The sequence below is a fragment of the Bradyrhizobium sp. LLZ17 genome, from assembly GCF_041200145.1.
Lineage (GTDB): Bacteria > Pseudomonadota > Alphaproteobacteria > Rhizobiales > Xanthobacteraceae > Bradyrhizobium.
The window spans coordinates 981,011-993,147 of the sequence record NZ_CP165734.1 but is presented as its reverse complement, the minus strand read 5'-3'; the positions used below and the strand labels follow the sequence as shown (position 1 = coordinate 993,147).

Sequence of the window (12,137 nt, the reverse complement as noted above, 5' to 3'; positions counted from 1 at the left end):
CTGAGCTCAGCCCTTCATCAGATTGACGTCCTCAACCGCGATCGAGCCGCGGTTGCGGAAATAGACCACCAGGATAGCGAGACCGATCGCGGCTTCGGCGGCAGCGACGGTCAGCACCAGCAGTGCGAAGACCTGGCCGACGATGTCGCCGAGGAAGGTCGAGAACGCCACCAGATTGATGTTGACCGAGAGCAGGATCAGCTCGATCGACATCAGGATGACGATGATGTTCTTGCGGTTCAGGAAGATGCCGAGGATCCCGAGCGTGAACAGGATCGCGCCGACCGCCAGATAGTGCCCGAGCCCGACCGTCATTTCACCCACTCCGCCGCATCGGCGTCCGAAAGCCCCTGCCCCGGTGCCACCTTGCGCATCGCCATCGCCATCTCCGGCGTGCGCGCGTTCTGAACGTTGATGTCCTGCCGCTTCACGCTCGCCTTGTGGCGCAGCGTCAGCACGATGGCGCCGATCATCGCGACCAGCAGCACCATGCCCGAAAGCTGGAAGTAGTGGATGTACTTGGTATAGAGCACGAGCCCGAGCGCCTCGGTGTTGGAGACGTTGGTCGGGATCGCCGCGGTTATCGTCTTGCTCACGGTGGGATTGATGACCCAGAAGCCGACGGTGAGCAGCAGCTCGAACAGGAAGATGCCGCCGATCACGAGACCAACCGGCAAGTACTCGATGAAGCCCTCGCGCAGCTCGAGGAAGTCGACGTCGAGCATCATGATCACGAACAGGAACAGCACCGCGACCGCGCCGACATAGACCACGATCAGGATCATCGCCAGGAATTCGGCACCCATCAGCACGAACAGGCCGGAGGCGTTGACGAAGGCCAGGATCAGGAACAGCACGGAGTGAACGGGATTGCGCGAGACAATCACCATCACCGCCGAGGCGACGCAGACGGCGGCGAACAGATAGAAGAACAGCGCGGGAAGGATCATGCTCTCATCTCACCGGTACGGCGCGTCGAGCTCGATCGCTTTTGCGATCTCGCGTTCCCAGCGATCGCCGTTGGCGAGCAGCTTGGCCTTGTCATAGAACAGTTCCTCGCGGGTCTCGGTCGCAAACTCGAAGTTCGGACCTTCGACGATGGCGTCGACCGGACAGGCCTCCTGGCACAGGCCGCAATAGATACACTTCACCATGTCGATGTCGTAGCGCACCGTGCGGCGGGTGCCGTCGTTGCGGCGCGGGCCGGCCTCGATGGTGATGGCCTGGGCCGGACACACCGCTTCGCACAGCTTGCAGGCGATGCAGCGCTCTTCGCCGTTCGGATAGCGGCGCAGCGCGTGCTCACCGCGGAAGCGCGGCGAGATCGGCCCCTTCTCGAAGGGATAGTTCAGCGTCGGCTTCGGCTGGAAGAAATAGCGCATGGCGAGGAAGAACGCCGAGACGAATTCCGACAGCAGAAGCGAGCGTGCAGTGGCGTTGATGTTGATACCCATGACGGTCCTCACTTCGGCGCGATGCCGGCGAATTGCAGGACGCCTGCCACCACGACCACCATCGCCAGCGACAGCGGCAGGAACACCTTCCAGCCGAGGCGCATCAATTGGTCGTAGCGGTAGCGCGGCACAATCGCCTTTGCCATCGCGAACAGGAAGAACATGAAGAACACTTTCAGCGAGAACCAGATGATTCCCGGCACCCAGTTGAAGGGCGGCAGGTCCACCGGCGGCAGCCAGCCTCCGAGGAACAGGATGGTCGCCATCGCGCACATCGTGACGATCGCGACATACTCGCCGAGCATGAACAGCAGATACGGCGTCGAGCCGTATTCGACCATGAAGCCGGCGACGAGCTCGGATTCCGCTTCGACGAGATCGAACGGCGGACGGTTGGTCTCCGCCAGCGCCGAGACGTAGAACACCACGAACATCGGAAACAGCGGCCAGACGTACCAGTTCAGGATCGTGAGCTGCGGCAGCCCGATCAGGCTGGCAAGGCCGCGGATATGCTGGGCCTCGACCACCGCCGAGAGGTTCAGCGTGCCGGCGCAGAGCAGCACCGTGATGATGACGAAGCCGATCGAGACCTCGTAGGACACCATCTGCGCCGCCGAGCGCAGCGCCGCCAGGAACGGGTATTTCGAGTTCGACGACCAGCCGGCCATGATGATGCCGTAGATCGACAGCGACGAGATCGCGAAGATGAAGAGGATGCCGACATTGATGTCGGAGATCACCCAGCCGAGATTGGTCGGGATCACCGCCCAGGCGGCCAGCGCGAGCACGCAGGATACCAGCGGCGCCAGCAGGAAGACGCCCTTGTTGGCGCCGGACGGGATGATCGGCTCCTTCAGCACGAACTTGAGCAAATCGGCGAAGGACTGGAACAGGCCCCAGGGCCCGACCACGTTCGGGCCGCGGCGGATCTGCACAGCCGCCCAGATCTTGCGGTCGGCGAGCAGGATGTAGGCGATCGCGACCAGGAGGACGACGAGCACCAGCACGCTCTCCGCGATCATGATGATCAGCGGCCAGAGGAAGCCGGTCCAGAATGCGCTTGCGAAGAATTCCATCACCTCACTCCGCTGCGGTCAGCATCTGCCCGGAGGCAAGCCGCGAGCATTCCGCCATCACGGCGGACGCACGCGCGATTGGGTTGGTCAAATAGAAGTCCTCGATCAGAGGCTTGAACGGCGCCTTCTCCGTCGTGCCGCCCTTGCCCGCCAGCTTCTTGATCTGATCGGCGGAGCCGGCCTCGATCTGGTCGAGACGGATCAGATGCGGCACCGCCTTGAAGATGGCCTGGCGCAGCGCCGACAACGAGTCATAGCCGAGCTTCTTGCCCACGGCCTCCGACAGCGCACGGATGATCGCCCAGTCCTCGCGGGCTTCGCCCGGCGGGAATGCGGCGCGGCCGGTCATCTGCACGCGGCCCTCGGTGTTGACATAGATCGCGGACTTCTCGGTGTAGGCCGCCGCCGGCAGGATCACGTCGGCGCGATGGGCGCCGCGATCGCCATGGGTGCCGATATAGACCACGAAGGTGCCGTCCGGCGCCTTGATCTCGTCGGCGCCGAGCAGGAACAGCAAATCCAGCGTGCCAAACGTCGTCATCTGCGCGGCATTCAGCCCGCCGGGCCCCGCGACAAAGCCGATATCGAGCGCGCCGACGCGCGAGGCGGTCTCGTGCAGCACGCCAAAGCCGTTCCAGCCGTCCTTCACCGCGCCGACATCGAGCGCGAGCTTGGCGGCGGCGGCCAAAATGGCGGCGCCGTCGTGACGCGAGGCCGCGCCCGCGCCGACCAGGATGATCGGGTTCTTGGCGTTCTTGAGCACGTCCATGAAGGAGTGCTTGCCGGCCGCGAACTCACCGAGCGTGTCGGTGCCCGCGCCGAGATGATCGTAGTCATAGGTCAAATCGGGCTTGGCGCCGATCACGCCGACCTTGAAGCCGCCGGTGCGCCAGCGCTTGCGGATACGGGCGTTGAACACGGCCGCTTCCTTGCGCGGATTGGCGCCGATGATGAGCAGCGCATCCGCCTGCTCGACGCCCACAAGCGTCGGATTGAAGATGTAGGAACCGCGGCCAAGCGCGGGATCGAAGGCGTCGCCGCCCTGCACCGCCAGATTGGCCGAGCCGAACTTGGCGAGCAGATCCTTCAGCGCGAACATCTCTTCGACGCCGGCGAGATCACCTGCGATCGCGCCGATCCGCCTGCCGTCGGTGCGCGCCGCCTTGGCGGCGATCGCGGCAAAGGCCTCGGGCCAGCTCGCCGCGCGCAGCTTGCCGGCTTCGCGGATATAGGGCCGGTCGAGCCGTTGGGTCCGCAAGCCGTCGACGATGTGACGGGTCTTGTCGGAGATCCACTCCTCGTTCACGGCCTCGTTGATGCGCGGCAGCACCCGCATCACCTCACGGCCGCGGGTATCGACGCGGATCGCAGATCCGACGCCGTCCATGACGTCGATCGACTGGGTCTTGCCGAGCTCCCAGGGCCGCGCCGCGAAGGCATAGGGCTTCGAGGTCAGCGCACCGACAGGGCAGATGTCGACGAGATTGCCCTGCAATTCGGACGTCAGCGCGTGCTCGAGATAGGTCGTGATCTCCATGTCCTCGCCGCGGCCGGTCGCACCCATCTCGGGGGCACCGGCGACTTCCGCCGAGAAGCGGACGCAGCGCGTGCACTGGATGCAGCGGTTCATCGAGGTCTTGACCAGCGCGCCGAGATATTTGTCCTCGACCGCGCGCTTGTTCTCGGCGAAGCGGCTGGTGTCGACGCCGTAGCCCATCGCCTGGTCCTGCAGGTCGCACTCGCCGCCCTGATCGCAGATCGGGCAATCCAGCGGATGGTTGATGAGCAGGAATTCCATCACGCCTTCGCGCGCCTTCTTCACCATCGGCGAACGGGTGGAGATTTCCGGCGGCTCGCCCTTGGGGCCCGGACGGCAATCGCGCACGCCCCAGGCGCAGCTCGCGACCGGCTTCGGGCCACCCTTCACCTCGACCAGGCACATCCGGCAATTGCCGGCGATCGACAGCCGCTCGTGGTAGCAGAAGCGCGGAATCTCGGCGCCGGCGGCTTCGCACGCCTGCAGCAGCGTGTACTCCGCGGGGACATCGATCTCTTTGCCGTCGATGATGAGTTTGGTCATTGCGGTCTCAAGTCTTTCCCAGCTTGCAATCTGGCGGTGTAATGCTGGCGGTCTTCAGCGAGGCCTTGATCCATTGCTGGGTCTCGGTGCCGTAGGTGGACAGGTAGGCCGGCTGCGCAGCGCTCATCTCGCACAGGAATGGCAGATGCGGCTTCAGGTCATAGTCGCAGGACGCCAGCCACTCGCGCTTTCCCGAGAACGCGCTGATCGCTTCCTCGCAGGCGTAGAGCAAATAGGTGACGAAGCTCTCGTACTGAACCTGCTCGTCGTGGCCGCTGGCCTTGATCTTCTCGTAATCCGGCTGCGCAAACTTCGGATTCTTGAACGCCAGGTCGGTGTAGCTGAGAAACGCTTGCCGCGCGCTGGCGGCGCGGTTGCCGGTGCGGATCTCGTTGATCTGGAACAGGATCGCAACGAAGCCGAGCAGCGCGACGCTCGCCTGCGCCATCTGCGCCAGCGTTCCGTATCTCTGCCACCAGGAGCTCGGCTGCGACATCGCTATCACTCCGCCGCGGCCATGTTCACGGGATCGCGGACGCCGGCATCGTCGATGTCTGCCTTGTGCGAATATTCGTCGATGCGCGCTTCGATCTCGTGACGGAAATGCGCGATCAGGCCCTGGATCGGCCAGGCGGCGGCGTCGCCCAGCGCGCAGATGGTGTGGCCTTCGACCTGCTTTGTTACCTCGAGCAGCATGTCGATTTCGCGCTTATGCGCGCGGCCTTCCGCCATGCGGGTCAGCACGCGCCACATCCACCCCGTGCCCTCGCGGCACGGCGTGCACTGGCCGCAGCTCTCGTGCTTGTAGAAATAGGAAATGCGGGCGATGGCGCGGATCAGGTCGGTCGACTTGTCCATCACGATCACGGCCGCGGTGCCGAGACCCGAGCGCAGCTTGCTCAGGCTGTCAAAATCCATCGGGGTGTCGATGATCTGCTCGGCCGGCACCATGCGCACCGAGGAGCCGCCGGGGATCACGGCCTTCAGATTATCCCAGCCGCCGCGGACGCCGCCGCAATGCTTCTCGATCAGCTCACGGAACGGGATGCCCATGGCTTCTTCGACGTTGCAGGGGCGCTCGACATGGCCGGAGATGCAGAACAGCTTGGTGCCGACATTGTTGGGACGGCCGATGCCGGCGAACCAGGCCGCGCCACGGCGCAGGATGTCCGGCGCGACCGCGATCGACTCGACGTTGTTGACGGTGGTCGGGCAGCCGTACAGGCCGACATTGGCCGGGAACGGCGGCTTCAGCCGCGGCTGGCCCTTCTTGCCTTCGAGGCTTTCGAGCAGCGCGGTCTCCTCGCCGCAGATATAGGCGCCGGCGCCGTGCGCGACATAGATGTCGAACGGCCAGCCGTTGACGTTGTCCTTGCCGACCAGCTTGGCCTCATAGGCCTGGTCGATCGCGGCCTGGAGATGTTCGCGCTCGCGGATGAACTCGCCGCGGACATAGATGTAGCAGGCATGCGCGTTCATCGCGCAGCTCGCGATCAGGCAGCCCTCGATCAGCAGATGCGGATCGTGCCGCATGATCTCGCGATCCTTGCAGGTGCCGGGCTCGGACTCGTCGGCGTTGACCACGAGATAGCTCGGCCGGCCGTCGGTCGATTCCTTCGGCATGAACGACCATTTCAGGCCGGTCGGGAATCCGGCGCCGCCGCGGCCGCGCAGGCCCGACGCCTTCATCTCGTTGATGATCCAGTCGCGACCCTTCTCGATGATACCCTTGGTGCCATCCCAGGCGCCGCGGCGCCGCGCACCCTCGAGGCCCCAATCGTGGAGGCCGTAGAGATTCTTGAAGATGCGGTCCTTGTCCTCGAGCATATCAGTGCTTTCCGATCAACGGTTGGCTTGCTTGTAGGCAAGCCCGGCGGCGCAGACGGCGAAGGTCAGCGCCCAGAGCAGACTGGTTTCCTGCGACGCGCTCATCATGAAGCGCTGAATCAGAAACATGAAAGCAGCCGCACCCGCGGCGTGCATGGCGACGAAGCCCCATTTGTTCACGGCCTCGTTCCCTCCCCTTGCCGGCGTCGCGAGATCACGCATCAGGAAACCTCCTTCAGCGTCGTCGGCCCGTTGATCGGCGCCGAGAACTGGCGGCCGTTCTGCGGACCGGGCTTGGGCGGATTGCCGGAGGCAAAGCCGTCGAGCACCTTGCCAAAGGTTTCCTTGGTCAGGTCCTCATAGGTGTCCTTGCCGATCAGCACCATCGGCGCGTTCACGCAGGCGCCAAGGCACTCCACCTCTTCCCAGCTGAAATTGCCGTCCTTGGAAAGGTGGAAGGGATCGTGATGGATCCGGCTCTCGCAGACATGGATCAGATCCTCGGCGCCGCGCAGCCGGCACGGCGTGGTGCCGCAGACCTGCACATGGGCCTTCTTGCCGACCGGGGCGAGCTGGAACATCGTGTAGAAGGTCGCGACCTCGAGCACGCGGATATAGGGCATGTCGAGCATGTCGGCGACGACGCGGATCGCGGCTTCGGACACCCAGCCCTCGTGCTGCTCCTGCGCGCGCCAGAGGATCGCGATGACCGCGGAGGCCTGGCGCCCCGCCGGATATTTCGCGATCTGCTGTTTCGCGAACGCAAGGTTTTCGTCCGTGAACGCAAAGCTCGCGGGCTGGACTTCCTTCGGTGCTAATCGGCGGACGGACATCGCTTATTCTCTCACTGCATACGGCGCGCGGTTTTCGCATTCAGGGCATCGATCCTGTCCTGCCAGAATGCGCTTGCGGTGCCGAAAACGTTGTAGCCGACGTGGGTCGAAACCTTGATGCGGTCGAGGATTGACAGATCGCTCACGGTCTCGAGCCGGTTGCTGCGCGGATCGAGCACGATCAGCTTCAGCGGGGTCTGCTCGAGGATGTAGCGCGACACCGCGTGCGAGCGGTCGCTGCCATGCTCCTCGCACATGATGACGCTGTCGGCCTGAAGCAGCCGGGCGCCGCCCTTGATCGCCTCGATCTCGACGCCCTCGACGTCGAGCTTGATCAGATATTTGCCGTTGGCGGCGACCTTGCCGTCGTCGATGAGATTATCGAGCGCGATGACCGTCACGTCCTCGCCTCCGTCAGACGGATTGCCGGCGATGCTGAAGGCCTCGTGCTTGGTGCCGGACAGCCGCGCGGTGCCGCGGGCCGCGCCGATCGCGCATTTCAGGGCCTCGAAGCGGTTGCCGTTGACGCGCGCATTGTTGGCAAGCTTCGGGTAGTTCTGCCCCGACGGCTCGATCGCGATCGCCTTGTGCGAGCCGAACGGCTTGCTCGAGATCAGCACCGACCAATAGCCGTAATTGGCGCCGCAATCGAGCAAGGTGTAATCGACGTCGATGGAGTCTGCGAACAGCAGCTCCAGCTCGTCTTCGTAATGATAGGCGCGGTTGAGCAGCTTGCTCCAATAACCGTCGCCGTAGGGGAATTCGAACACGGCGTCGGGATTGAGCTTGATCGCGATGTTGCGCTCGGGCAGCGTCTTGCGCAGCAGATTGGCGCAAGCGATGTAGCCCATATGCGAGAAGTGCGACGAGATCTTCGATCCCGTCACCAGCGCCAAGGCAGCCGTCCGCTCCCACAGGTTGGCCCCTTCGAGGGCCCCCGAGGCACGGTCAAACTGGATCGGCGCCTGCGCCATCACCGATCGACCTCTCCGAACACGATGTCGAGCGAACCCAGGATCGCGGAGACGTCGGCGAGCAGATGGCCCTTGCAGATGTGGTCCATGGCCTGGAGATGCGCAAAGCCGGGCGAGCGGATCTTGCACTTGTAGGGTTTGTTGGTGCCGTCGGAGACGAGATAGACGCCGAACTCGCCCTTCGGCGCTTCGACCGCGGCATAGACTTCGCCGGCCGGCACGTGGAAGCCCTCGGTGTAGAGCTTGAAGTGATGGATCAACGCTTCCATCGAGCGCTTCATCTCGCCGCGCCGGGGTGGCGATATCTTGTTGTCCTGGACCAGCACCGGGCCCTGCCCGTCCGCCGATTTCAGCTTCTGGATGCACTGCTTCATGATGCGGACGGACTGACGCATCTCTTCCATGCGGATCAGGTACCGATCGTAGCAGTCGCCGTTCTTGCCGATGGGAATATCGAAGTCCATTTCGGCGTAGCAATCGTAGGGCTGCGCCTTGCGCAGGTCCCAGGCGGCGCCGGAGCCGCGCACCATCACGCCCGAAAAACCCCACGCCCAGGCTTCGCTCAGCGGCACCACGCCGATATCGACATTGCGCTGCTTGAAGATGCGGTTGTTCGTGAGCAGCCGGTCGAGATCGTCGACCACCTTCAGGAACGGATCGCACCAGGCCTCGATATCGTCGATCAGCTTCGGCGGCAGATCCTGATGCACGCCGCCGGGCCGATAATAATTCGCATGCATGCGGCTGCCGGAGGCGCGCTCGTAGAACACCATCAGCTTCTCGCGCTCCTCGAAACCCCACAGCGGCGGGGTCAGCGCGCCGACGTCCATCGCCTGCGTGGTGACGTTGAGGAGGTGCGAGAGAATGCGGCTGATCTCATGGTAGAGCACGCGGATCAGCTGTCCCCGGCGCGGCACTTCGATGCCGAGCAGCTTCTCGATCGCGAGGCAGAACGCGTGTTCCTGGGTCAGGGGCGCAACGTAGTCCAGCCGATCGAAATACGGCACCGCCTGCAGGTACGTTTTCGCCTCGATCAGCTTCTCGGTGCCACGATGAAGCAGGCCGATATGGGGATCGACGCGCGCGACCACTTCGCCGTCGAGCTCCAGCACCAGGCGCAGGACGCCGTGCGCCGCCGGATGCTGCGGACCAAAATTGATGGTGAAGTTGCGAAGGTTTTCGGGTTGCTCGTTCATGGTCAGACCTTCGGCCCCGCCTTCTCGTCACCGGGGAGCGGATAGTCAGCGCCCTCCCATGGCGAGAGGAAATCGAACTTGCGGAATTCCTGGTTGAGCCGGACCGGCTCGTACACGACGCGCTTCTCCTGGTCGTCGTAGCGGACCTCGACGAAGCCAGTGAGCGGAAAGTCCTTGCGCAGCGGATGACCCTCGAAGCCGTAATCGGTGAGGATGCGGCGCATGTCGGGATGACCGACGAAGATCACGCCGTAGAGGTCATAGGCCTCGCGCTCGAACCAGTCGGCGCCGGGAAACACCTCGATCAGCGACGGCACTTGCGTGGTCTCGTCGGCCTGGGCCCTGAGCCGGATCCGCGTGTTCAGCGTCGGCGACAGAAAATGATAGATCACGTCGAAACGCTTCTCGCGGTCCGGATAATCCACCGCCGTGATGTCGGTGAAGCTGATGAAGCGGCAATTCGCATCGTCGCGCAGGTACTTGACCACCTCGACGATCTTGCTGGCCTCGACATCGACCGTGAGCTGGTTGAAGGCCACGCTGTGACCGGTGGCGGCGCCCGGAAGCGCGCTCACGATCGTTTGCCCCAAGGCGTCGAGCTTGCCATCGTCCATGACGTAAAACCTTAGCGTTCGATGGTGCCGGTGCGCCGGATCTTCTTCTGAAGCAGCAGCACGCCGTAGAGCAGCGCTTCCGCGGTGGGCGGGCAGCCCGGCACATAGATGTCGATCGGAACGATGCGGTCGCAGCCGCGCACGACCGAGTAGGAATAATGATAATAGCCGCCGCCATTGGCGCAGGAGCCCATCGAGATGACGTAGCGCGGCTCCGGCATCTGGTCGTAGACCTTGCGCAGCGCCGGCGCCATCTTGTTGGTCAACGTGCCGGCAACGATCATCACGTCGGACTGGCGCGGCGAGGCGCGCGGCGCGAAGCCGAAGCGCTCGACGTCGTAGCGCGGCATCGACATCTGCATCATCTCGACCGCGCAGCAGGCCAGGCCGAAGGTCATCCACATCAGGGAACCGGTGCGCGCCCAGGTGATGAGGTCGTCGGTCGCGGCCACGAAGAAGCCCTTGTCGGACAGCTCGGAGTTGACCTCGAGGAAGAACGGGTCATTGGCCCCGACCGGCTTGCCGGTCGACGGATCGAGGATGCCTTTGGGAGCCGGCGCGAGAACCGGACCGGCGGACGGCGCTGGGTTCAATCCCATTCGAGTGCCCCTTTCTTCCATTCATAGGCGAACCCGACCGTCAGCACGGCGAGGAACACCACCATGGACCAGAACCCGGTCGCGCCAAGCTTGCCGAACGCCACCGCCCACGGAAACAGGAACGCCACTTCGAGGTCGAAGATGATGAAGAGAATGGCGACCAGGTAGAAGCGAACGTCGAACTTCATGCGGGCGTCGTCGAAGGCGTTGAAACCGCACTCATACGCCGACAGTTTTTCCGGGTCCGGCTGCTGGAAGGCGACGACGAAGGGCGCGATCAGCAGCACGAGGCCGATGAGCCCTGCCACCCCTATAAAGACCACGAGAGGAAGATAGTTCTGCAGAATGCCGCTCATTGGCGAGCCCTTTTTCCCGCGACCTCGGGACAGCCACGGATTCGTCCAGTTTGGAATTATTCTGAGCCTTAGCGCAGTGCACCAATGGGCGCAAGACACGCTATTTTCAGGCCCTTGCCGCCCCCAGAACGGTAGAAATCCCGGAATCGCCCCGCGGCTGGTATGGAGCAGATCGATCGCCCCAGCAAGGGCGACCCCGATCAGTCCAGGCGCGCTTGGCCGCAATATCCACGTTTTGAGAAGCTCACTTTATCTAGGCCGCGACGCAGCAAAGTCCAGATTACAATGATGACAGGCGCGCCCACCGTCACGCAGCCGCCGGCAGGACAGGTGCAGCACAGACATCTATCCACAGGCGCGATGGATCGGACCAGCCATGCATCAGGACGGCATCGGGGCTCGTGTGGCGAATGCGTCAGTGCTGGCTCGCTTCCGTCGAAGCCTGCCCGAATATAAACCGCTGTCGATCGGAAGCTCGATCCACCTTTCCGCAGATTGCCAAGAGATCAGCGCGGAGCTTTCTCCGCTTCGAGCATCGCCTCTGCCGTCGCGGTGAGACGCTCGATCTGCGCAAGCAGCGTCTCCAACTCGTCATCGCTCAGTTGTTCCAGCAGCAGGCGATTGCGCTGCTGCGCACCTTCGACGATCGCATCATGCGCGGCGAGCCCGGCCTGTGTCAGCGACACCAGCACCTCGCGGCAGTCCCTTGGGTTCTCTGACTTCGCAATCAGCTTGCGCGAGACCAGCCCAGCCAGCGCGCGGCTGATCTGTCCCTTGTCCTGGCCGACGGCTTCGGCGAGCCGCGCCACGCTCATCGGCGGTCGGCGGCCGAGCGAAGCGACCAGACCGAACTCGACCGAGGACAATCCGGCCAGACGCTTGTAGCGCAGGATGGCCCCGCGCTTGAGCAGATTGGCAAGCACCATCAGCCGCGACGACAGCATCAAGGTGATCGGTGCGGGCGACCCCCTGTCGTCGGCCTCGGGCGATGGGCGCCCCTCCCTGCTCTGTGTCTCGCTCATGGGCCACCTCTGCCAAGAAAGCCGTGGCCTGCCAAGCCCGCGCGCCGCAGCCCGTCCGGTCGTCCAAATGAAGAGCTATACCGACATCGTTGACATTATCAACGAT

General features: G+C 63.8%; 15 protein-coding genes. All 15 read right to left on the bottom strand.

What is annotated here, in order from left to right:
• Nucleotides 1-6: 6 nt before the first annotated feature.
• Entirely contained in the window at nt 7-315 is a 309-nt protein-coding gene (nuoK, locus tag AB8Z38_RS05015; protein ID WP_092028826.1) for an NADH-quinone oxidoreductase subunit NuoK, read from the bottom strand.
• Nucleotides 312-950: an NADH-quinone oxidoreductase subunit J gene (locus AB8Z38_RS05010; protein ID WP_369723381.1), complete on the bottom strand. Its 639-nt coding sequence runs from the start codon at nt 948-950 to the stop codon at nt 312-314. The genes nuoK and AB8Z38_RS05010 overlap by 4 nt, the downstream gene beginning before the upstream one ends.
• Nucleotides 951-959: 9 nt before the next feature.
• Complete coding sequence (gene nuoI, locus AB8Z38_RS05005; protein WP_026232873.1) at nt 960-1,448, bottom strand: NADH-quinone oxidoreductase subunit NuoI; 489 nt, start codon at nt 1,446-1,448, stop codon at nt 960-962.
• Between the two features lie 14 nt (nt 1,449-1,462).
• Nucleotides 1,463-2,530 carry an NADH-quinone oxidoreductase subunit NuoH gene (gene nuoH / locus AB8Z38_RS05000; protein ID WP_369723380.1) on the bottom strand — a complete coding sequence of 356 codons (1,068 nt, stop codon included), beginning with the start codon at nt 2,528-2,530 and terminating at the stop codon, nt 1,463-1,465.
• 4 nt (nt 2,531-2,534) lie between these two features.
• On the bottom strand, nt 2,535-4,610 hold the full coding sequence (nuoG, locus tag AB8Z38_RS04995) for an NADH-quinone oxidoreductase subunit NuoG (protein ID WP_369723379.1): 2,076 nt from the start codon (nt 4,608-4,610) through the stop codon (nt 2,535-2,537).
• A gap of 7 nt (nt 4,611-4,617) precedes the next feature.
• The gene (locus AB8Z38_RS04990) at nt 4,618-5,106 is read right to left on the bottom strand and encodes a hypothetical protein (protein WP_369723378.1); all 489 of its coding nucleotides are present in this window, start codon (nt 5,104-5,106) and stop codon (nt 4,618-4,620) included.
• Between the two features lie 5 nt (nt 5,107-5,111).
• Nucleotides 5,112-6,437 carry an NADH-quinone oxidoreductase subunit NuoF gene (nuoF, locus tag AB8Z38_RS04985; protein ID WP_369723377.1) on the bottom strand — a complete coding sequence of 442 codons (1,326 nt, stop codon included), beginning with the start codon at nt 6,435-6,437 and terminating at the stop codon, nt 5,112-5,114.
• Between the two features lie 15 nt (nt 6,438-6,452).
• Nucleotides 6,453-6,659: a hypothetical protein gene (locus tag AB8Z38_RS04980; RefSeq protein WP_369723376.1), complete on the bottom strand. Its 207-nt coding sequence runs from the start codon at nt 6,657-6,659 to the stop codon at nt 6,453-6,455.
• Nucleotides 6,659-7,270 (bottom strand): NADH-quinone oxidoreductase subunit NuoE, encoded by a 612-nt coding sequence (gene nuoE, locus AB8Z38_RS04975; RefSeq protein ID WP_369723375.1) that lies wholly within the window; start codon nt 7,268-7,270, stop codon nt 6,659-6,661. Before nuoE ends, AB8Z38_RS04980 begins: the two co-directional genes overlap by 1 nt.
• Before the next feature lie 11 nt (nt 7,271-7,281).
• Nucleotides 7,282-8,244: an FkbM family methyltransferase gene (locus tag AB8Z38_RS04970; RefSeq protein WP_369723374.1), complete on the bottom strand. Its 963-nt coding sequence runs from the start codon at nt 8,242-8,244 to the stop codon at nt 7,282-7,284.
• Nucleotides 8,244-9,440 (bottom strand): NADH-quinone oxidoreductase subunit D, encoded by a 1,197-nt coding sequence (locus AB8Z38_RS04965; protein ID WP_369723373.1) that lies wholly within the window; start codon nt 9,438-9,440, stop codon nt 8,244-8,246. Before AB8Z38_RS04965 ends, AB8Z38_RS04970 begins: the two co-directional genes overlap by 1 nt.
• A gap of 2 nt (nt 9,441-9,442) precedes the next feature.
• Nucleotides 9,443-10,054 carry an NADH-quinone oxidoreductase subunit C gene (locus tag AB8Z38_RS04960; protein WP_369723372.1) on the bottom strand — a complete coding sequence of 204 codons (612 nt, stop codon included), beginning with the start codon at nt 10,052-10,054 and terminating at the stop codon, nt 9,443-9,445.
• A gap of 11 nt (nt 10,055-10,065) precedes the next feature.
• A complete protein-coding gene (locus AB8Z38_RS04955) occupies nt 10,066-10,647 on the bottom strand; it encodes an NADH-quinone oxidoreductase subunit B family protein (protein WP_369726746.1) in 582 nt (193 codons plus the stop codon).
• Complete coding sequence (locus tag AB8Z38_RS04950) at nt 10,644-11,009, bottom strand: NADH-quinone oxidoreductase subunit A (RefSeq protein ID WP_018320139.1); 366 nt, start codon at nt 11,007-11,009, stop codon at nt 10,644-10,646. Before AB8Z38_RS04950 ends, AB8Z38_RS04955 begins: the two co-directional genes overlap by 4 nt.
• A gap of 506 nt (nt 11,010-11,515) precedes the next feature.
• Nucleotides 11,516-12,031: a MarR family winged helix-turn-helix transcriptional regulator gene (locus AB8Z38_RS04945; protein WP_369723371.1), complete on the bottom strand. Its 516-nt coding sequence runs from the start codon at nt 12,029-12,031 to the stop codon at nt 11,516-11,518.
• Between the last annotated feature and the right edge of the window lie 106 nt (nt 12,032-12,137).